This is a genomic window from Arthrobacter sp. R3-55 (assembly GCF_054161505.1).
This window is the reverse complement of record NZ_CP096423.1, coordinates 2,210,199-2,230,172: the sequence shown is the minus strand read 5'-3', so window position 1 is coordinate 2,230,172 and position 19,974 is coordinate 2,210,199. Positions and strand designations below refer to the sequence as shown.

16 protein-coding genes and 1 tRNA gene are annotated in these 19,974 nt (G+C 62.5%); 11 read left to right on the top strand and 6 right to left on the bottom strand.

The genetic code is table 11. The features are described from left to right. The first annotated feature begins 90 nt into the window (after positions 1 to 90). Genes M1D51_RS10405 through M1D51_RS10395 form a run of 3 tightly spaced genes read left to right on the top strand, consistent with a single transcriptional unit; the run spans position 91 to position 3,477 of the window. The gene (locus tag M1D51_RS10405) at positions 91 to 1,647 is read left to right on the top strand and encodes a circularly permuted type 2 ATP-grasp protein (protein WP_172322766.1); all 1,557 of its coding nucleotides are present in this window, start codon (positions 91 to 93) and stop codon (positions 1,645 to 1,647) included. 55 nt (positions 1,648 to 1,702) lie between these two features. Then, a complete protein-coding gene (locus tag M1D51_RS10400; RefSeq protein WP_026540668.1) occupies positions 1,703 to 2,629 on the top strand; it encodes an alpha-E domain-containing protein in 927 nt (308 codons plus the stop codon). Beyond that, the gene (locus tag M1D51_RS10395; RefSeq protein ID WP_172322767.1) at positions 2,626 to 3,477 is read left to right on the top strand and encodes a transglutaminase family protein; all 852 of its coding nucleotides are present in this window, start codon (positions 2,626 to 2,628) and stop codon (positions 3,475 to 3,477) included. The genes M1D51_RS10400 and M1D51_RS10395 overlap by 4 nt, the downstream gene beginning before the upstream one ends. A gap of 75 nt (positions 3,478 to 3,552) precedes the next feature. Here the strand turns inward: M1D51_RS10395 and M1D51_RS10390 are convergent, their stop codons facing one another. Both M1D51_RS10390 and glgC read right to left on the bottom strand, forming a co-directional pair. Further along, a complete protein-coding gene (locus M1D51_RS10390) occupies positions 3,553 to 5,004 on the bottom strand; it encodes an SDR family NAD(P)-dependent oxidoreductase (protein ID WP_458109411.1) in 1,452 nt (483 codons plus the stop codon). Between the two features lie 73 nt (positions 5,005 to 5,077). Beyond that, a complete protein-coding gene (gene glgC, locus M1D51_RS10385) occupies positions 5,078 to 6,490 on the bottom strand; it encodes a glucose-1-phosphate adenylyltransferase (RefSeq protein ID WP_172322769.1) in 1,413 nt (470 codons plus the stop codon). Between the two features lie 93 nt (positions 6,491 to 6,583). On the opposite strand from glgC, the gene glgA reads away from it, so the two are divergent. Beyond that, the gene (glgA, locus tag M1D51_RS10380; protein WP_458109410.1) at positions 6,584 to 7,780 is read left to right on the top strand and encodes a glycogen synthase; all 1,197 of its coding nucleotides are present in this window, start codon (positions 6,584 to 6,586) and stop codon (positions 7,778 to 7,780) included. Positions 7,781 to 7,897: 117 nt separating this feature from the next. On the opposite strand, the gene M1D51_RS10375 is transcribed toward glgA, so the two are convergent. Both M1D51_RS10375 and M1D51_RS10370 read right to left on the bottom strand, forming a co-directional pair. Next, positions 7,898 to 10,006 (bottom strand): acyl-CoA dehydrogenase family protein, encoded by a 2,109-nt coding sequence (locus M1D51_RS10375; RefSeq protein WP_458109409.1) that lies wholly within the window; start codon positions 10,004 to 10,006, stop codon positions 7,898 to 7,900. A gap of 46 nt (positions 10,007 to 10,052) precedes the next feature. Next, entirely contained in the window at positions 10,053 to 10,745 is a 693-nt protein-coding gene (locus tag M1D51_RS10370; protein WP_458109408.1) for a TetR family transcriptional regulator, read from the bottom strand. 62 nt (positions 10,746 to 10,807) lie between these two features. On the opposite strand from M1D51_RS10370, the gene M1D51_RS10365 reads away from it, so the two are divergent. Genes M1D51_RS10365 through M1D51_RS10355 form a run of 3 tightly spaced genes read left to right on the top strand, consistent with a single transcriptional unit; the run spans position 10,808 to position 14,434 of the window. Beyond that, complete coding sequence (locus M1D51_RS10365) at positions 10,808 to 12,160, top strand: acetyl-CoA C-acetyltransferase (protein WP_458109407.1); 1,353 nt, start codon at positions 10,808 to 10,810, stop codon at positions 12,158 to 12,160. A gap of 10 nt (positions 12,161 to 12,170) precedes the next feature. After that, positions 12,171 to 13,511 (top strand): 3-oxoacyl-ACP reductase, encoded by a 1,341-nt coding sequence (locus M1D51_RS10360; RefSeq protein ID WP_458109406.1) that lies wholly within the window; start codon positions 12,171 to 12,173, stop codon positions 13,509 to 13,511. Next, entirely contained in the window at positions 13,508 to 14,434 is a 927-nt protein-coding gene (locus M1D51_RS10355) for a MaoC/PaaZ C-terminal domain-containing protein (protein ID WP_458109405.1), read from the top strand. The genes M1D51_RS10360 and M1D51_RS10355 overlap by 4 nt, the downstream gene beginning before the upstream one ends. A gap of 213 nt (positions 14,435 to 14,647) precedes the next feature. Here the strand turns inward: M1D51_RS10355 and M1D51_RS10350 are convergent. Beyond that, positions 14,648 to 14,730 (bottom strand) — tRNA-Leu (locus tag M1D51_RS10350). Between the two features lie 267 nt (positions 14,731 to 14,997). On the opposite strand from M1D51_RS10350, the gene M1D51_RS10345 reads away from it, so the two are divergent. Together M1D51_RS10345 and M1D51_RS10340 are read left to right on the top strand one after the other, a co-directional pair. Further along, entirely contained in the window at positions 14,998 to 16,302 is a 1,305-nt protein-coding gene (locus M1D51_RS10345; protein WP_458109404.1) for a M20/M25/M40 family metallo-hydrolase, read from the top strand. Between the two features lie 24 nt (positions 16,303 to 16,326). After that, positions 16,327 to 17,487, top strand: coding sequence for an acyl-CoA dehydrogenase family protein (locus M1D51_RS10340; protein WP_458109403.1), 1,161 nt, complete (start codon positions 16,327 to 16,329; stop codon positions 17,485 to 17,487). A gap of 4 nt (positions 17,488 to 17,491) precedes the next feature. On the opposite strand, the gene M1D51_RS10335 is transcribed toward M1D51_RS10340, so the two are convergent. Then, complete coding sequence (locus tag M1D51_RS10335) at positions 17,492 to 17,725, bottom strand: DUF5703 family protein (protein WP_017200923.1); 234 nt, start codon at positions 17,723 to 17,725, stop codon at positions 17,492 to 17,494. Positions 17,726 to 17,764: 39 nt separating this feature from the next. Here M1D51_RS10335 and M1D51_RS10330 point away from each other — a divergent pair, with 39 nt between their 5' ends. Beyond that, a complete protein-coding gene (locus tag M1D51_RS10330) occupies positions 17,765 to 18,022 on the top strand; it encodes a hypothetical protein (RefSeq protein WP_172324528.1) in 258 nt (85 codons plus the stop codon). Positions 18,023 to 18,272: 250 nt separating this feature from the next. Continuing rightward, positions 18,273 to 19,955, top strand: coding sequence for a sugar transferase (locus M1D51_RS10325; protein WP_458109402.1), 1,683 nt, complete (start codon positions 18,273 to 18,275; stop codon positions 19,953 to 19,955). Positions 19,956 to 19,974 lie beyond the last annotated feature (19 nt).

Below are 19,974 nucleotides of genomic sequence, written 5' to 3'. Positions count from 1 at the left end.
GGCAGGGAAAGGCGAACCGGGAGCATCCGGAAACCGCGACACAATCAGTGCGTAATGCGCTCGACTCAAAAAGGTGATTACCTGAATCCCATGTCTGACCTATTCCAGGATTACTCCGAGGCCGCAGCGCGCAGTGGTGCCTATGACGAGATGTTTGCCCAAGGCCACGTTGCCAGAAGATCCTATGGTCAGGTTTCCGGCGCCCTCAGGGAGCTGTCCCTGGCCGACGTGACCGCCCGGGCCGATTCCATGGCACGCACGTTCTTGGACCGTGGAGTCACGTTCGACTACGCGGGGGAGGAACGCCCCTTCCCGCTGGACATTGTGCCCCGCGTCATTCCTGCCGATGAGTGGAACGTCCTCGAACGTGGCGTAGCACAGCGGGTCAAAGCCCTGGAGGCTTTCCTCAACGATGTCTACGGACGGATGGCCGTAGTCACCGATGGCGTGATCCCTCGGCAACTCATCACCACCAGCGCGCACTTCCACCGTGCAGTCCACGGATTCGAACCATCCGGCGGTGTCCGCGTCCATGTCTCGGGCATCGACGTCGTCCGTGACGCTGCCGGGACCTTCAGGGTGCTCGAGGACAACGTCCGGGTTCCCTCCGGCGTCAGCTACGTCCTGGAGAACCGAAGGGCCATGGCCAAGGGCCTGCCCGAGGCTTTCGGCCAGCAGCACATCCGCCCCGTGGAAGAGTATCCACGGCGGCTTCTTTCAGCACTTCGCAAGACTGCACCGGCGGGTGTGGACGATCCCACCGTGGTGGTCCTGACGCCGGGCGTTTTCAACAGCGCCTACTTTGAGCACACGCTCCTTGCCGGTCTCATGGGCGTTGAACTGGTGGAAGGCCGTGACCTCATTTGCCGCGGCAACCGTGTATACATGCGGACCACCGCGGGTGAACAGCGAGTGGACGTCATCTACAAGCGCATCGACGACGACTTCCTGGATCCCCTCCAGTTCCGTTCCGACTCCATGCTGGGATGCCCCGGGCTGGTCAACGCAGCACGCGCCGGGGGAGTGACGATAGCCAACGCTGTAGGCAACGGCGTAGCTGATGACAAGCTCGTGTACAGTTACGTCCCTGACCTGATCCGGTACTACCTTCACGAAGAGCCGATCATCGCCAACGTTGACACTTTCCGGCTTGAGGAAAAGGAAGCCAGGGAGCATGTGCTGGACCGCCTTGACGAACTGGTGGTGAAGCCGGTGGACGGCTCAGGCGGCAAGGGGTTGGTGATCGGACCTGATGCCACGAAGGACGAGCTTGAAGCCCTGCGTAAACGGGTCATCGCCGATCCCCGCGGGTGGATCGCCCAGCCGGTCCTGCAGCTGTCAACCGTGCCGACGCTTTCCGGGGACAAATTTGGTCCCCGCCACGTCGACCTCCGGCCCTTCGCAGTCAACGACGGCGACGACGTCTGGGTCCTTCCCGGGGGACTGACCAGGGTGGCACTCAAGGAAGGCTCCTTGATAGTGAACTCCAGCCAGGGCGGCGGTTCCAAGGACACCTGGGTCCTGGCCGACTCGCCGAAACTTCCCGCCGAGGTCATCCCACGCCAGTCGGTCACCGTCCGTGAACAGGTATCGGTGTGGCCCGTGGAAAGCAATTGGCGTGACCGCCAAACGGAGCAGCAACAGTGACCCCGCTCCACCACCACTTGAACTTCGACCTGCACCACTCGAAGGAGGCAGTTCCATGCTGAGCCGTATTGCTGAGTCTCTCTTTTGGATCGGACGCTACGTAGAACGCGCCGATGGCACGTCCAGGATCCTTGACGTCCACCTCGAACGACTCAACCACCTGCCCCTTGAAGAACAGCGGAGTGTGGCCCGGGAGCTCCTGGCCGTCATGGGTGCCAAGCCCCAGAGCGAGGACTTCGGACTCCCTGAACTCCTGCATGCCCTGGCCTACGACAAGCAGAGCGCGTCCTCCATTGCCGGATCCTTGGGTGCAGCACGCGAGAATGCGCGGCGTGCCCGGGAAACCGTCTCGCAGTCCCTCTGGGAAAGCCTTAACACCACTTATTACGGCCTCAACCAGCATCGCAAGGACGTGGTGGGAACTTACCGTTTCTGCAACTGGGTCCTGGAGCGGACAGCAATGGTCCGCGGTCTCGCGGACACCACCGTGAGCCATGACGAGAGCTGGTTGTTCATGGTGTTGGGCCGTTCCCTGGAACGCGCGGACATGACTGCCCGCATGCTCTCAACGCGCGACGTCCAGTCTGCGGGAATGTCCTGGGTCAACATGCTCCGGTGCGCCGGCGCCTATGAGTCGTTCATCCGCACGCGCAGGGCTGCCTTCGGCGACCAGCACGCCGCGGAGTTCCTGCTGCTGGACCGCTTGTTCCCGCGGTCCATCGTTTACGCCCTGCGCGATGCCGATGAATGCCTTGCGAAGCTGGACCCTTCAGCCCAGCGCGTGGGCTTCATCAATGATGCCCGGCGCATTGTTGGCCAGGCCCGGACGTTCCTCGAGTTCCACCGAACCGACGACCTCATGTCCGAGCTGCCCGAGCACATGGAACGTGTGCAGAAGGCCGTGACGCAGGCGTCCGACGCAATTTCCCGTAAGTACTTCAATCAGGCTGATGAGCATGCCTGGGTGGGAGAAGTTTCATGACCCGGCTGAGCATCGTCCACAAGACGGCGTACAAGTACAACCGCCGAGTGACGTTGTCCTACAACGAGGCCCGGATGACCCCCTTGACCGACGGCCAGCAGGTGGTCCTCGAGTCGTCCCTGAAAGTTTCACCCAACCAGGCCTCGGTCAGCACCTACCGCGATTACTGGGGCACCCGGGTGACGGCCTTCGATATGCAAATGCCGCATGAAAGCCTCGAGGTCCTCGCCACGGCCACCGTGGAGGTCCACCGTACCGAGCGTGTGGCGGTCGAGGACGACATTGTTGGGTGGGACGTCATTGCTTCGGACAAGGTCCAGGACGAGTTCAGCGATTGGCTGCCCCAGTCCCGGCTCAGTGGACCGGGCGAGGAGGTTTTGGGCATTGTTCCCGGTGTTGTGGACGGAAAGAATCCCCATGAGGCTGCCTTGGCCGTCTTCGCCTGGATGGCCGGTGAGATGACCTATATGAAGGGCACCACCGGAGTAACCACCAATGCGGAGCAGGCGTGGTCGCAACGCCAGGGCGTCTGCCAGGACCTGGCACACCTGGCCATCGGGGCGCTGCGTTGCAGCGGCATCCCGGCCCGCTATGTTTCCGGGTACATCCATCCAAGGTCCTCGGCCGACATCGGCGAAACGGTTGCCGGCCAGTCACACGCGTGGCTGGAATGGTGGGACGGAGAATGGCGAAGCTGGGACCCCACCAACCACAAGCCGGCAGGTGATTACCACGTCACGGTGGCCCGCGGGCGTGACTACCGCGACGTTCCACCTTTGAAGGGCATCCTGTCCGGAGGGGGCGGTTCGGGTCTCGCCGTTTCGGTGGAGATCACCCGCCTCGCATAGCAGTTTTTGTTACAGATAAGGCCCTTAAGAGTGACTCTCTTAAGGGCCTTATCTGTACTCAAAGTCGTGCGATTATCACCAGGGCGAGGGCTTGTAGTCCTTCAGGAAGACACCGTACTGGTCCTCGCCTTTCTCGCCCATCACAATGGGGTCGTAGACACGCGCGGCGCCGTCCACCAGGTCCAAAGGAGCATGGAAGCCTTCTTCCATGAGCCTGACCTTGGTGTAGTGCGGACGTTCGTCGGTGATCCAGCCTGTATCCACGGCGGTCATGAGGATGCCGTCGGAATCCAGCATTTCCTGGGCGCTGGTGCGGGTCATCATGTTCAATGCGGCCTTGGCCATATTGGTGTGGGGGTGTCCGGGGCCCTTGTAGGCGCGGGAGAACTGTCCCTCCATGGCCGAGACGTTAACGATGTACTTCCTGTGCGCGGTGGACCGCTTCATGGCATCGCGCAGGCGGCTGACCAGCAGGAAGGGGGCCGTGACATTGCAGAGTTGGACCTCCAGCATCTCCAGGGGGTCCACTTCGTCCACCACCTGGGTCCAGCTGTTAATGGAGGCGAGGTCCGGAACCAGTCCGCCGGCGTCGATCGCTGTTCCCGACTCGATCCGTTCCAGAGACGCCGATCCTGTGGAGAGTGCCAACGAGGTAATTGCATCCCCTGCCAGGACCGGGTGTTCGGTAACACTGCTGGCCAGGGCCAACGGGTGCTTGTCATGGGCATGGCCGAATGTGACCAACTCCGGACCACCGTTGGCGGCTTCCAAAGCTGCCGGCAAGGGCTCGTCCTCCGCGTCCACCAGGGGCTTGTAGGCATTGCCGGAACGTCGCACGGTCTGGGCTGCGTTATTGATGATGATGTCCAGCGGCCCGGCCTCGTTGAGGGAGTCCGTCAGAGCCATGACCTGCGCCGGGTCACGGAGGTCTATCCCGACGATCCGGAGACGGTGCAGCCACTCGCTGCTGTCTTCCATGGCAGCGAAGCGACGGGCAGCGTCCTTGGGGAAGCGGGTAGTGATGGTGGTGTGCGCGCCATCCCTGAGGAGGCGCAACGCAATGTACATGCCAATCTTGGCGCGTCCACCCGTCAGCAGTGCCCTGCGTCCTGTGAGATCGGTGCGGGCATCGCGCTTGCCGTGGCTGAACGCCGCACATTCCGGGCACAGCTGGTGATAGAAGGCATCAACCTGCGTGTAGTGCTTTTTGCAGATGTAGCAAGGACGGGAGCGGATCAGGTGCCCGGCAATTTCACCGGTAGCCGAGGGCGCCAGCTTGTTGCCGCGGGTTTCATCGTCAATACGGTCGGGAGCTGCAGTGGCCGTCAGGGCGAGGACGGCACGATCGGCCTCGGCGATGGAATCGCGCTTGGTGACACGGCGGTGGCGTTTGACGGCTTTGAACATCTTGCCGGTTGCACGACGGACTGCAACGTAGTCCGGGTGCTCTTCGTCATAGACGTGGATCGTGGTCAGAACCTTGAGGCAGGCCTGGATCTCTTCAGGCGTCAGATCGGTGGAGCTCATTGACCTGATTTTACAGCCTTGGGAGCCAGTGGCCTGCCTCGGGTTCTGTCGGCGTCAGCCGGGAGTCCGGCGCTTAGTGCGAGGCACCCTGCGCTGCGGCGTCCGCGACGCGTGACTGGATTCCTGCTGCCACCTTTTCGGCAGAGTCCCGGATGTCCGGATCGTCATGGGTGGCAGCCTTGACAGCCTCAGGAAGTCCACGGCGGTGCTGCGCCGAAAGGGCAAGCTCTGCTTCACCGGGTTCGGGAACAACTTGGCCCTTCGCCAGCACGGTGATGCCGGATTCGGTGACCTTGTAACCCCGGGCCTTGTCCAGGGCCGGATCCAGGCCGATGGCTGCACCGGCAGGGACCTTGACGTTCTTGTCCAGGATTGCCCGTTTGATGACCGCGCCTTCACCAACGCGGACCTTGTCCATCAGCACAGAGTCCTGGACACGGCTGCCGGCCGCCACGTAGGCGTCGTTGGAGATCACGGAACCTTCAACGATTCCACCCGAGACCACCACACCGCTGGCAACAATGGAATCCAGGGCCGTGCCCACCGTGTTGTTTTCGCCACGGACGAACTTGGCAGGGGGCGAGATGCTCTGGCGGGTGTAGATGGGCCACTCGGAGTTATAGAGGTTGAAGATCGGCACGGGGGAGATGAGGTCCATGTGCGCGTCATAGAACGAATCAATGGTACCGACATCGCGCCAGTACGTCCGGTCCCGATCGGTGGCGCCCGGAATGTCATTGAGCGTGAAGTCGTACACGCCGGCCTCACCTTGGTCCACGAAGTAGGGAATGATATCCCCGCCCATGTCGTGCTTGGTATCGAGTCTCTCCGCGTCCACATGCAGAGCTTCAACAAGGGCATCGGCATTGAAGACATAGTTGCCCATGGAGGCCAGGAACTGCGTGGGATCTGCCGCCAGCCCGGGGGTGCTGGCCGGCTTCTCCACAAACGCGGCAATCTTTTGGGGATCGTTCTGGTCTACTTCGATCACACCGAACTGGTTGGCCATGTTCAGCGGCTGCCGCACAGCAGCAACCGTCGCTTTCGCGCCACTGGCAATGTGCTGCTCCACCATTTGGGAGAAATCCATGCGGTACACGTGGTCAGCACCGACCACAACCACGATGTCCGGGGCGTCGTCGTGGATGAGGTTCAGCGATTGGTAGATCGCGTTGGCGCTACCAAGGAACCAACTCTTGCCCACGCGTTGCTGAGCGGGAACAGAGGCTACATAGCGGCCCAGCTGCGTGGACATACGCCAAGTCTCGGAGATGTGCCGGTCAAGGCTGTGCGATTTGTACTGCGTCAGTACCACAATTTTCAAATATCCCGAATTAACGAGATTGGATAGTGCAAAGTCAATTAACCTGTAGCCGCCGGCGAACGGAACCGCGGGTTTTGCCCGGTCCGCCGTCAGCGGCATCAGTCGATTGCCTTCTCCGCCTGCCAATACGATTGCCAGAACTTTCTTCAACGCCATGGTCACAGCTCCCTGTACGTCTTCGTATCCCCCAAAAGTCCGATTTTCCGGACTCTTTCACACTAGAACACATACGCCGGAACGACTACGTTGGTTAGCGTGCGAATAGACATTGTGACTAAAGAATTCCCTCCGGAAATTTACGGCGGTGCCGGTGTCCACGTTGCCGAGCTCAGCCGCGTGCTGGCAAAGCACGTCGACCTGCATGTACGGGCCTTCGGTGCGCCCCGGGATGCCGACTACCATGGGGCGTCCGTGGCGTCCTACGCCACGCCCGAGGACCTGGACGGGGCCAACGCCGCCCTCCAGACCCTCGGCGTGGACCTGAGGATAGTTCCGGATATTGCGGGAGCGGACCTTGTCCACTCGCACACCTGGTACGCGAACATGGCCGGTCACCTCGCGTCGCTGCTGCACGGCATTCCGCACGTGCTCAGCGCTCACAGCCTGGAGCCCCTGCGCCCGTGGAAGGCTGAACAGCTTGGCGGCGGCTACGCCCTCTCCTCCTGGGTGGAGAAGACCGCCTATGAGGCAGCCGCAGCGATCATCGCCGTCTCCGAGGGGATGCGCCAGGACATCCTTCGCAGCTACCCGGACGTGGATCCCGATAAAGTTCGCGTGGTCCATAACGGGATCGATGTTTCCCTCTGGGAACGCGATGAAGAAGATGATGCCATCTGTGCGCTGGGCATCGATCCCGCCAAGCCCAGCGTGGTCTTCGTAGGACGAAACACACGCCAGAAGGGGGTGCCATACCTGCTTCGCGCAGCATCGAGCCTGCCGGACGACGTCCAAGTGGTGCTGTGCCTTGGCGCCGCGGACACTCCCGAGCTTGCAGCTGAAACTGCACGCCTCATCGAGGAACTGCAGGCCAAGCGCCAAGGGGTCATCCTCATCGAGCGGATGTTGCCCCGCAAGGAGCTCATCCAGGTGCTCAGCCATGCCACGGCTTTTGCCTGCCCTTCGATCTATGAGCCCCTCGGCATCGTCAATCTCGAGGCCATGGCATGCGGCGCGGCCGTGGTGGCCAGTGCCACGGGCGGCATTCCGGAGGTGGTCCAACACGGTGAAACCGGGCTGCTGGTCGAACTCGAGCAGGTCACCGATGGAACCGGAACACCCCTGGATCCGGAAAAGTTCGTCAGCGACTTTGCCGCGGCCCTGAACGAGGTAGTGGCCGATCCCGCCCGTGCCCGCGAAATGGGAGTTGCCGGGCGTCGACGCGCAGAGGAGCACTTCTCGTGGGAGTCCATCACGGAAACCACACTTGAGGTCTACCGCTCGGTCCTGCGCTAACCATCAGCGCTCCAACAGCAGGCCCAACGTCGACGGCGCCGCCCCCTTGGTGGGGACGGCGCCGTCGTCGTTTTTCAGCAGTTCCGCAACTGTTCACCGCAAGGTAACAGGACGCTGCTAACGGGCTTTGGAGGCCTTCAGGGCCAGAAGCGCCTTCTCATCAGCCGGAGCGCTGCCGCTGGCACGCTGCTCGCGGAAGTGCTTGCGCGCAGCGTCCTGCCGGCCGGCCTCCGCCCCGGTAGCAATGGAGGCGCGGAGGTGCTCCGGACCGTACCCGAAAGCGTCCACCAGATCCACGGCATGCGGACGGATCTTGACCAGGAGGCGGTTGATGTAGGTGCCAACAGTCCGGCCACGCTGCATCGAAAGCCTTCCATTCATGAGATACCAGGAGAGGTGCTTCTCAATCAGGGACAGGCCGAACAGGTCACGGAGCCATGTCAGGACTTGTTTGGTTCCCTCGTCAGTAACGTGTGTCAGCGCCTCCGTGAAGGCTTCCCACTGGAGAAGCTCAGCATGCGCTTGTGCCGCTTCAATGAGCTCGTGCTGGTGTTGGTTGAAAAGGGCTGCTGCTTGGTGCTGGGGGAGCTTGTTGGCACCCTTCAGGGCAGCACCGACTTCTGCGACCATTGACTGAACGCGGTCGGCCAAGAGAGTGCGCTGGCCTTCCTCGTCCCGCAAAGCCAGGGCCGCCTTCTGTACGGAGCCGGTATCGGCCACAAACTGGGCAACCTGCCGGAGGCCGGTCCGGTGCAGGGCCACGCCGGCTGCCTGGTCCACCACGTAACGGGCAAGCACGCCGAAATCGGCGCTGCGGAATTCCTTGGCGTAATCAGCCAACAGGCGCTTCGCCACCAATTGCAGCAGGACGGTGTTGTCGCCTTCGAATGTGACATAGACGTCGAGGTCGGCGCGCAGGGAAGCGAATCGGTTCTCGATCAGGAAACCGGCCCCGCCGCATGCTTCGCGGCACTCCTGCAGGGTATCCAAGGCGTGCCAGGTGCTCAGGGGCTTGAGCGCGGCCGCCAGCGTTTCCAGGTCCTGGCGGTCGGCATCGGTATCGTGCGCGCCGGAGAAGACGTCGTCGAACTTCTGCAGGAGTTGCTCATGGGCGAAGCTGGCCGCGTAGGTGGTGGCCAGCCTGGTGAACAGGCGGCGCTGGTGACGCTGGTAGTCCAGCAGGACTTCCTCATCGGTTGCCGAGGAAGCGTTGAACTGACGGCGTTCGGTTGCGTACTGGATGGCTGTCTTGAGCGCCAGCTTGCTGGCGGCAACTGCGGCGCCGTCCAGGGAGACGCGTCCCTGGACCAAGGTGCCAAGCATGGTGAAGAAACGGCGTCCCGGGCTCGCGATGGTGGAGGAGTAGGTGCCGTCTTCAGCCACATCACCGTAGCGGTTCAGCAGGTTGGTCCGGGGGATACGCACCTCCGTGAAGTGGAGGCGGCCGTTGTCGATGCCGTTGAGGCCACCCTTGATGCCGTCATCTTCTCCGCCGATGCCCGGAAGGAACTCTTTGGTGGCTGGATCGCGGAGTTCCACATAGAACGCATGCACGCCATGATTGACGTTCTTGGTGATCAGCTGGGCAAACACCACGGCTGCGAGGCCGTCGTTGGCGGCGTTCCCGATGTAGTCCTTCCATGCTGCCCGGAAAGGAGTGTTGATCACGAATTCCCGGCTGGCCTCGTCATAGGTGGAAGTGGTGGCAATACTGGCAACGTCTGAGCCGTGGCCCGTTTCGGTCATGGCGAAACAGCCGGGAATATCGAGGTTCATGATGCCGGGGAGCCACTTGTCCTGATGTTCCACGGTGCCCAGGTGCATCACCGCGGAGCCGAACAGGCCCCACTGGACGCCGGCCTTGATCTGAAGGGAGGGATCGGCAGTGACGATCTCTTCGAAACCGGCGATGTTTCCGCCGTGGTCATCGGATCCGCCCAGCCGCGTAGGGAAGGCACGGTGCACGGTGTTATTGTCCACCAGGAATTTCAGCTGCTCGAATACGCGGGCACGGTGCTCTGTATGGTGCAGGCCCTCAATCTTCTGCACTGCCGGATTGCCTGCCACTTTGCGGGCCTCGTGGCGGATGTGCGCCCACTTGCCAAGGAGTTGCTCGCCCAGCGCGGCAACGTCCACCACGGGCTCGGGGCCGGCGGTAGCGGCACCCTTGCTGCCTGCGCCGGTGGGGTGCTGGGCGGATGCGGTCCGGTCCACTACTTCAGTCATGTTGCTTCCTTCTTTGGTTCCGACAACTGATGAGTCATTGCTGGTGTCAGGTAGATGTCTTGAGTGCTGGAGCAATGCCGAGGCACAGCCAGTCCGTGATTTGTGCGGCCATGGATTCCTGGTCCGGCTTCCCGCTGCCGGCCGGGCTCCCCAGCCACATTTCTCCGGCGTTCCGGACAAGTCCGATGGCTGCGGTGGGCCAGTACACAATCACCGCTTCCTTCTCTTTGCCCAGGTACTCCCGCATGGGGGTAGCGATCATTTCAGTGATTTGCTCGAAGAAATTTCCGAGTGCGCCCGACGCGGCAATGGCGTCCTGGGCCGAAGCCTCACCTGGCGTGAGCCGAGTGATGAACGCATAGACATGGGGGCTGGATTCGGCCATCTGCAGGTAGGCGGAGACCATGGCAAACAGCCCTTCGCGGGGTGATTGCGCGGACTGGGCGGCTTCCTGCATGCGGCGCTGCATCTGCCCGAGCACTACCTCGCCCATGGCTTGCTGAAGTCCTGCCTTGTCACGGAAATAGCGGTAGAAGACAGACTTCGACGTACCGGCAGCGCTTGCGATGTCTTCCATGGATGCGTCACTTCCAAGCCGGTGAACAGCCTTGCGGGCTTGCCTGATGAGTTCCCCGCGCCGCTCCTCGCGGTGGGATTGCCAACGGGCAGCCCGGCCGTCGACGGCTGTACTCTCCGCATCCGTTGCGGCACTGACGAATTCCTGGTGGCGACTGTTCACGATACCCAGCGTATCAGGTACGCTGGGTATCAGTAACTGGCATTTGATCGAAGGAGACCAGCATGGCTGCAGCAGACGTCACCACGGGTGGGACCCGCGAACCCGGCTTCACCCCCCAGGCGCCCCGCCGGGCGGTCATCGTGGGCGGCAACCGCATACCGTTCGCCCGCACAGGCGGCGCCTACGTCAAGTCCTCCAACCAGGACATGCTCACAGCTGCCCTGGAAGGACTCATCGCCCGGTTCGGCCTGCAGGACGAACGCATCGGCGAAGTAGCTGCCGGAGCGGTCTTGAAGCACTCGCGGGATTTCAACCTCACGAGGGAAGCCGTCCTTGGATCGGCGCTGTCACCGGAGACCCCCGCTTATGATCTCCAGCAGGCCTGCGCAACAGGGCTTGAGACAGTGATCGGGTTGTCCAACAAAATCAAACTGGGGCAGATAGATTCGGCCATTGCCGGCGGTGTGGACTCAGCATCCGATGCCCCCATCGCCGTAAGCGAGGGGCTGCGTGAGATCCTGTTGGACCTGAACCGCGCCAAAACCCCTGTGCAGAAGCTGAAGATCATCGGCCGTATCCGTCCCAAGGACCTGGCACCGGATGCACCGAATACAGGTGAACCACGCACCGGCCTTTCCATGGGCGAGCACCAGGCACTGACCACTGCGCAATGGAAGATCACGCGCGAGGCCCAGGATGAGCTTGCCTTCAACAGCCACCGCAACCTCGCTGCCGCGTATGACCGCGGCTTCTTTGATGACCTCATCACTCCCTACCGCGGCCTCAACCGCGACTCCAACCTGCGCGCTGACACCACCCTGGAGAAGCTCGGGTCGCTCAAGCCGGTGTTCGGCAAGAACCTCGGAGCAGAAGCGACCATGACGGCGGGGAACTCCACGCCCCTTACTGACGGCGCATCCACCGTCCTGCTGGCAACGGAGGAGTGGGCAGACCTCCATGGCCTGCCCAAGCTCGCAACCGTCCTCGACGGCGAAGCCGCGGCTGTGGACTTCGTCCATGGCAAGGACGGCCTCCTCATGGCGCCCGTCTTCGCGGTCCCGCGCCTGTTGGCCCGTCACGGCTTGACGCTGGAGGACATCGACTTCTTCGAAATCCACGAGGCCTTCGCAGGGACAGTACTGAGCACCTTGGCAGCCTGGGAAGACGAAGACTTCGGCCGAACCCGGCTTGGACTCGATGGAGCGCTCGGAAAGGTAGACCGGGCCAAGCTCAACATCAATGGATCGTCGTTGGCCGCCGGGCACCCCTTCGCCGCTACGGGTGGCAGGATCGTTGCCTCCCTTGCGAAAATGCTTCATGAGAAGGGATCCGTGGACGGGCGACCGGCACGTGGCCTCATCTCCGTCTGCGCCGCAGGCGGCCAGGGCGTCGTCGCCCTTCTGGAAGCAGCGTAGGGGGAGCTTCATGACGGACAAATACACACAACTGGTCAGCCACGGACTAGGCAAGGACGTTGCCAAACGGCTCGGATTGCCGCAGCCCGTGGAGCTTCGCCGGTACCAACCCGGCAGCCCGCTGGTCACCGGCCCGGTCTTGGTCAACGGGGACAGCGCAGGTGCCGACGACCTTGCCACCACGCTCCTCGGATGGGGTCTTGACGTCCGGCGGAATGCCTTGCCCAAGGAAAAGCTTGGCGCCATCATTGTGGTCCTGGATGCCGTCCAGCATCCCGGTGACCTCGCCAAGCCCGTCCTGACGGCAGGAACTTCGCTGCGGGATCTGAGCACCAACGCACGCGTGGTCACCATCTCCCGGACGCCACAGTCGGCCGCAAACCCTGCCGTGGCTGCTGCACGCCAAGGGATTGATGGACTTGTTCGGTCCTTGGCCAAGGAACTGCGCGCCGGTTCCACCGCCAACGGCATACTGCTCGACGACGACCTCGCCACCACCAGCCCCTCAGCCTTGGGCGCACTCAGGTTCTTCCTGTCCGGGCGTTCAGCCTACGTTGACGGACAGTTCCTGACAGTGGGATCAACGTCCGGTTCTTTGCCGGGCAACCCGGATAAGCCCCTGGCAGGCAAGGTCGCAGTAGTCACCGGTGCGGCCCGGGGTATTGGAGCTGCCATCGCCCGCACGCTGCACCGCGACGGCGCCATTGTAGTTGCGGTGGACATTCCGGCGGCCGGGGACCACCTGGCAGCAGTTGCCAACGAGGTTCGGGGCACGGCCCTGCAGCTCGACATCAGCCGCGACGACGCCGGGCACCGAATCATCGAACACGCCGTGGCACGCCACGGCCGGCTTGACATCGTTGTGCACAACGCCGGAATCACCCGCGACAGGCTGCTGGCGAACATGGACGAAAGCCGGTGGCAGTCGGTCATCGCAGTCAATATTGCCGCCCAATTGAACATCAACGAGGCCCTTCTTGCCTCTGAACACTTCAAGGACGCACCACGCATCGTGTCGGTTGCTTCCACCAGCGGCATCGCCGGAAACAGGGGCCAAACCAACTACGGCGCCTCCAAGGGCGGCGTCATTGGCATGGTGAGGTCCACGGCCCCCCTGATGGCAGCCTTCGATGGAACCATCAACGCGGTGGCCCCCGGCTTCATTGAAACGGAAATGACGGCGCGGATGCCCTTTGCCATCCGCGAGGCTGCCCGGAGGCTCAACTCGCTCAAGCAGGGAGGGCAGCCCCGGGATGTCGCCGAGACCATCTCCTTCCTGGCCAGTGACGCCGCAGGCGGAATCTCCGGCCAGGTGCTCCGGGTCTGCGGGCAACAATTGGTGGGAGCATGACCAAGCCCCAACCAGTCATCCTGGGGGAGTTGCCCTCGCTGTCCAAGCTCTACGTCAATGCGGCGGCCACCGCTGCGCGGCGCCGGGTGCTGGGAGCATCAACGGACCAGCATCATCTGCCATCGGTCAGCCATGAAGTGAGAAACGTCCGGGCAGACGTGGGAAACCTGACCGCTTACCAACACTTGGTAGGGGAGACGGCAAGTGACACCCTGCCGGCCGGATACGTTCATGCCTTGGCCTTCCCGGTGTCTTTGAGCGTCATGAACCGGGATGATTTCCCGTTGCCGCTCCTGGGCATGATCCACCTGAAGAACCATGTGGAACAGCGTATGCCCATTGCCTTCTCGGAGGCCTTGGACGTCCGTTCCCGGGCTGAAAACCTCGCGGGCCACAAGGCAGGAACCCAGGTGGATGTTGTGGCGGAAGTCCATTCCGGCACTACCGGCGAACTGATGTGGCGAGGTGTCTCCACCTATCTGGCCAAGGGTGTCTTCCTGCCGGGCATCGACAAAGCAGGAACTACGAACGGAGCATCGGCATCCGCTGATTTCTCGCCTCCAAATCCCACCGCGCTGTGGCAACTCGGCTTGGACACGGGGCGAAGCTACGCCGCAGTCTCCGGCGATTTCAACCCGATCCACCTCAGCGTCCTTTCCGCCAAGGCATTGGGCTTGCGTGGTTCCATTGCCCACGGAATGTACCTGGCCTCGCGCGCGCTGGCCGATGTGGGGGCCGTCAAAGCTGACTCCTTTACCTGGGACGTCGCCTTTGAAGCGCCAGTGTTCCTTCCTGCGCGCGTCGCCGTGGATATTTCCACGGTCCAGTCAGGTTCCGGAAGTTGGGAACGTTCGGAGTACGTAGCGTGGAATGCCCGCAGCGGTCGTCGCCACTTCACCGGCGCTGTGGCCGCGCTCGGATGAACGGGCTGATCAAGCCGAAACGTTCCGGAAACTGAAATTCCGGAAACTGAACAGCGGCGGTCACCTTGGGGTGGCCGCCGCCGCCGTCGTCGTTAACCCTGATCTGATGCCTCGGGCTCAAAACCTGCAGCCAGGCGGGCGCTCTGTAGCAAGAGGGAATGATCGGGAGACAAAACAAGGCCCGGAATCCGTGGATTCCAGGCCTTGCGATAGTGCGCGGAGGGGGACTTGAACCCCCACCCCCTTTCGAGGACTAGCACCTCAAGCTAGCGCGTCTGCCATTCCGCCACCCGCGCAGGTGGTGTTCGGATGAGCCGTTTTGCACCTTCCGGTGCTTCACTTTCCTCCGAAGCAGCGAGAAAAACTCTAACACGGTTTCCGGCGGCGGAAAAATCGGCGCTGGTCAGGCGGGCGCCGGGGGACACCCGGGGACTTCCGGCGCCATGCATTCCTGACGGGGAGCGCGCCCCATGAGTAGGCTGATGGCATACGCGATGGTCACGCTGCCAAAGCCGCAGTGCACATCGCCGAGACTGCAGCCCAGCCACGCAAGGAGAGTTTCCATGTCTGTCATCCGCCCCGAAGATGAAGTTGTCCGGATCTGCCAGGAACTGATCCGTATTGACTCCTCCAACTTCGGGGACGATTCCGGACCGGGAGAGCGCGCGGCAGCCGAGTACACGGCCGGCCTTATCACCGAGGTGGGCCTCGAGGCGGAGATTTTCGAATCCGCCCCCGGACGCGCCAACGTCGTCACCCGAATGGCGGGCGAGGACCCCTCGGCCGATGCTTTGGTGGTCCACGGACACTTGGATGTTGTCCCCGCCCTCAAGGATCAATGGAGCGTTGATCCCTTCAGCGGGGAATTGAAGGACGGGCTGGTCTGGGGCCGTGGCGCCGTGGACATGAAGGACATGGACGCCATGATCCTCTCGGTCATGCGCGACTTCGCCCGGACCGGCCGCAAACCCAAGCGCGACATCATCTTCGCGTTTTTCGCCGATGAGGAAGCAGGCGGCACCTACGGCGCCCGCTACGCGATCGAACACCGTCGTGAGCTTTTTGACGGCGCCACCGAGGCCATATCGGAGGTGGGTGGCTTCTCGGCCACCATCGGCGGTCAACGGACCTATCTGTTGCAAACAGCCGAGAAAGGCCTCTCCTGGCTTCGCCTGGTGGCGCACGGCCGTGCGGGCCACGGCTCCCAGATCAATACCGACAACGCCGTCACGCGCTTGGCAGCTGCCGTCACCAGGATCGGTGAATACAAGTGGCCGGTGGAACTCACTCCCACCACGCGGCAGTTCCTGGACGGCGTTACCGAACTGACCGGCGTCGACTTCGATCCCGACAACCCGGACATCATCCTGAAGGAACTCGGCACAGTGGCCCGCTTTGTGGGTGCGACGCTGCAAAACACCTCCAACCCCACGCTGTTGCGTTCGGGGTACAAGCACAACGTCATTCCGGAGTCGGCCGAGGCGTTTGTGGACTGCCGCACCCTGCCCGGCCAGCAGGAGCTGGTGTTCGAGACCATCAAGGAACTGGCGGGAGAGGGCATCGACATCAGCTATGTCAATAAGGATGTGTCCTTGGAAGTGCCGTTCGCCGGGAACCTGGTGGACTCCATGATCGACGCCCTTCACTCGGAGGATCCCGGCGCGAAGGTCCTTCCCTACACACTCTCCGGCGGCACGGATAACAAATCGTTGAGCAAGATCGGCATCACCGGTTACGGCTTCGCCCCTTTGATGCTCCCTGACGAACTCGATTTCACCGGCATGTTCCACGGTGTTGATGAGCGCGTTCCGGCCGAGTCCCTCCAGTTCGGCGCCCGCGTCCTGAACAGGCTGCTGAGCAACTACTAGACCACAACAGAAGGAGGCCTGGTGATGGCTCCTGAGGAAATCCTCCCCGACGACCTGCTTGAGCGACTGCGCGGCCGTGCTGCCGCCTACGACCAAAACAACGAGTTCTTCCATGAGGACCTTCAGGATCTGGCTGCAGCCGGATACCTGAAGCTTTTCGTACCCGCATCCGACGGCGGCTTCGGACTCGGTCTCGAAGCTGTAGCGGCCTTGCAGCAACGGCTGGCCACGGCCGCCCCGGCCACAGCGTTGGCCATCAATATGCACTTGGTGTGGACCGGCGTCGCGCAGGTCATGGCCGCGCGCGGGGACAACTCGTTGGACTTCGTCCTCAAGGAAGCGGGACAAGGGGAAGTTTTCGCCTTCGGCATCTCTGAGGCGGGCAACGATTCCATGTTGTTCGACTCCGGCACCACCGCGGAACCGTTAGCCGATGGAAGCTACAGATTAACTGGCCGGAAGATCTTCACCAGCCTCTCCCGTGGTTGGACCCGATTGGGCACCTTCGGGAAGGACTCCGCCGCCAGGGGAGGCGAGGGCGAACTGGTTTTCGGCTTTCTTCGCCGTGACGAGCCCGGGCACGAGACCCTCAGCGACTGGGACACCTTGGGAATGCGGGCGAGCGCTTCAAACACTACGCTCCTGCATGGAGCCGTGATCCCGGCAGAGCGGATCTTCCGCAAGCTCCCGGTCGGCCCCAACAAGGACCTGTTGATCTTCGCCATTTTCGCGTGCTTCGAAACGCTCCTCGCCGCGGTGTACACGGGAGTGGCGCAGCGTGCTTTCACTCTTGGAGTGGAGAACGTCAAACGGCGGGTGTCGGCCAAGCACGGCGGACGCAGCTTCGCCCAGGACCCTGATATCCGGTGGAAGGTGGCCGACGCCGCAATGGCCATGGATGGGATCGCACCGCAGATTTCCGGTCTTGCCCGTGACGTGGACAACCTGGTGGATCACGGAACCCAGTGGTTCCCTCGGCTGGTGGGCTTGAAATCCCGGGCCACGGAAAACGCGCGGTACGTGGTGGATCTGGCCATCCGCGTCACAGGCGGCTCCAGCTATTTCAGGGGTTCGGAGATGGAACGGCTCTACCGGGACGTCCTGGCGGGTATCTTCCATCCATCCAATGACGAATCCGCACACAACACCGTTGCCAACGCCTGGTTGGGGCCGTTGGAAAGTTAGGGGACTATACGGTCCGCTGCACCGAATACACCTTGCGGCGCAGCCAAAACCGGCGGCCGCCGCCAAGATAGAGCACGCTGCGTTCGAGTTCCCACTTGCCGTACTCGGAGTGTTCCGCGAGCCGGCGCCGGGCCTCGGGCAGCGAATCGTCAGGTCCCACCGTCAGGACGAGGTACTCGTACTGACGTGCGTAGTCTCTTTGGCGCTCTACGGAGCTACCCGGAAATTGTTCTCTCATCCCTCTCCATTTTCGTCCTTTTCCGGCTAACGTGAAGTCATGAGCATCGATCCGCGTGTCGCGCTTCAATCACTGACCGCCGCCCTTGAAGAACATCTGGCTGCCGCATCCGCCCGTCGCGGCGAGGGCGACCCCAACGTTGAGTCCGCGTTCTTCGCCGTTGCCGATGCCTTCGAAGTCTACGAAGATGCACTCTATGAGGCGTATTCCGAAGTTACTCCGCTCCAGGTCTTCGATGACGAGGAAGAGGAAGACGACGAGGTACCGGACGAAGACCTAGAAATCGTCGAGGACTAGGAACCCGTCAACCGGCCACTTCGGTGGCCGGTTTTTTGTGCCCTGTTCGTCCCGTTTGTAGCCTTCCACGCCCGGATTTCCGGAGTTTTTAGTCACCGCTGCACGTAGTCCCGGCATCCCCACGCAGGTACTCGCACGTAGGGGCGGCAGGTAATCCTGCGCAAAGTTGAGTATCGACTACTGGTGCGCCTCCGGATTGCCGCGGCTTCACTGATAGGTAGGCAACGGCAGGTCTGCAAAGAGGGCTGACATGGTTAGAGTTCCAGTCTTGCGATCAGGCAAGGTAGCGGCACCCCAGGGTGCGGCGCATGCCCCCGCGGGGTCAGCGTTCCCAGTTCCGCCTGCCGTGGCCGACGTCAATCCGCCTCTGTCTCCCTGGATTGGCAAGTCCGCTGCTGCACAGCGGACTGAAAAGGCGGGACTGGCGGCGTTGAGGTCGGATGTCACCCTGGACCCCATATCGCCGCCAGTCACCCACCGCCGCGAGCGGGCCAAGGCACCGTTCAGAGACCGTTTGACGTGGACACGTTTCCTGACCAACAGCCTCCGGCTGGCTGACACGGCGTTGGTTGCCGGGGCAGTCGTCGCCGGGATAGCACTCAATACCAATGCCATGGCTGCATCGTCCGCCACGCCGGCCCAGGTCCACCACTTGGTGATGGGGTTGGTCCTCGGAGTTGTCTGGGTGGCGGCCCTGGAGGTGTACAGAACCCGGGATCCCAAAGTCCTTGGGGTCGGCCCGGAGGAATACAAACGGGTTCTCTCGGCCAGTTTCCGGGTTTTCGGTTTCCTGGGCATCGTAGCGGTGGTCTTCCGTTTGGAGGCCGTCAGCTCCTTTGTCCTGGTTTCCTTGCCACTGGGCCTGGTGGCCTTGACGGGTAGCAGATGGGGCTTCCGCCGCTGGCTGAGCCACGAAAAGTCCAGGGGCCGTTGCCTTTCCCGCGCAATCGTTGTTGGCGAACCCCAGGACGTCAGGTACGTCATCAAGCAGATCAACCGAAAGTCCGGCGCCGCCTACGACATTCTCGGCGCCTGCCTCCCAGGGGCGCGGCGCGGTACTGTCCTGGCAGTGGACCACCTGCGCGTACCGGTCCTGGCCTCCATCTACGGGGTTGCCCATACCGTCCGCCAGACCGGTGCCAACGCGGTGATCGTCGCCGGCCCGGTGCCTGGTGGAAATCAGTTCATCCAGGAACTGGGATGGCAGCTGGAGGAAAACGCCGCTGAGTTGGTCCTTGCCGCGACCCTCACCAACGTGGCGGGCCCCCGCATCCACTGGCGACCCGTCGAGGGCCTTCCCCTGATGCATGTAGACATTCCGCATTATTCCGGCGGCAAGCACACATTGAAGCGACTAATGGACATCACAGTGTCTTCAGCTGCTTTGCTCGTGCTGGCCCCGATCCTGCTCATTCTGTCCGTCATCGTCCGGGCAGACAGCCCCGGACCTGTCCTGTTCAAGCAGGAGAGGATCGGAAAGCAGGGCACCACCTTCCAGATGCTGAAGTTCCGTTCCATGGTGGTGGACGCCGAAGCGCACCTGGAAGCCCTCAGCAACCAGGACGAGGGCGCCGGGGTCCTGTTCAAGATCCGCGGCGACCCCCGCATCACCCGGTGCGGCCGGTGGATGCGCAAGTACTCCCTGGATGAACTTCCACAATTCTGGAATGTCCTGATGGGGAACATGAGCCTGGTGGGGCCCCGGCCGCCACTGTCACGGGAGGTCAGCGGTTACGAGCGCCATACGCACCGGCGGCTGCTGATCAAGCCCGGAATCACTGGCTTGTGGCAAATCAATGGGCGCTCGGACCTTCCCTGGGACGAGGCAGTCCGGCTGGATCTCTACTACGTGGAGAACTGGTCCATAGCGGGAGACCTCATGATCATGTGGCGGACTTTCCGGGCCATGACCCGACCGTCCGGCGCCTATTAGTGAACGTTACGCAGTACCT

Coding starts and splice junctions, on each gene's coding strand:
- M1D51_RS10405 (WP_172322766.1), top strand. CDS start 91: ATGTCTGACCTATTCCAGGATTACTCCGAGGCCGCAGCGCGCAGTGGT.
- M1D51_RS10400 (WP_026540668.1), top strand. CDS start 1,703: ATGCTGAGCCGTATTGCTGAGTCTCTCTTTTGGATCGGACGCTACGTA.
- M1D51_RS10395 (WP_172322767.1), top strand. CDS start 2,626: ATGACCCGGCTGAGCATCGTCCACAAGACGGCGTACAAGTACAACCGC.
- M1D51_RS10390 (WP_458109411.1), bottom strand. CDS start 5,004: ATGAGCTCCACCGATCTGACGCCTGAAGAGATCCAGGCCTGCCTCAAG.
- M1D51_RS10375 (WP_458109409.1), bottom strand. CDS start 10,006: ATGACTGAAGTAGTGGACCGGACCGCATCCGCCCAGCACCCCACCGGC.
- M1D51_RS10365 (WP_458109407.1), top strand. CDS start 10,808: ATGGCTGCAGCAGACGTCACCACGGGTGGGACCCGCGAACCCGGCTTC.
- M1D51_RS10360 (WP_458109406.1), top strand. CDS start 12,171: ATGACGGACAAATACACACAACTGGTCAGCCACGGACTAGGCAAGGAC.
- M1D51_RS10355 (WP_458109405.1), top strand. CDS start 13,508: ATGACCAAGCCCCAACCAGTCATCCTGGGGGAGTTGCCCTCGCTGTCC.
- M1D51_RS10345 (WP_458109404.1), top strand. CDS start 14,998: ATGTCTGTCATCCGCCCCGAAGATGAAGTTGTCCGGATCTGCCAGGAA.
- M1D51_RS10340 (WP_458109403.1), top strand. CDS start 16,327: ATGGCTCCTGAGGAAATCCTCCCCGACGACCTGCTTGAGCGACTGCGC.
- M1D51_RS10335 (WP_017200923.1), bottom strand. CDS start 17,725: ATGAGAGAACAATTTCCGGGTAGCTCCGTAGAGCGCCAAAGAGACTAC.
- M1D51_RS10330 (WP_172324528.1), top strand. CDS start 17,765: ATGAGCATCGATCCGCGTGTCGCGCTTCAATCACTGACCGCCGCCCTT.
- M1D51_RS10325 (WP_458109402.1), top strand. CDS start 18,273: ATGGTTAGAGTTCCAGTCTTGCGATCAGGCAAGGTAGCGGCACCCCAG.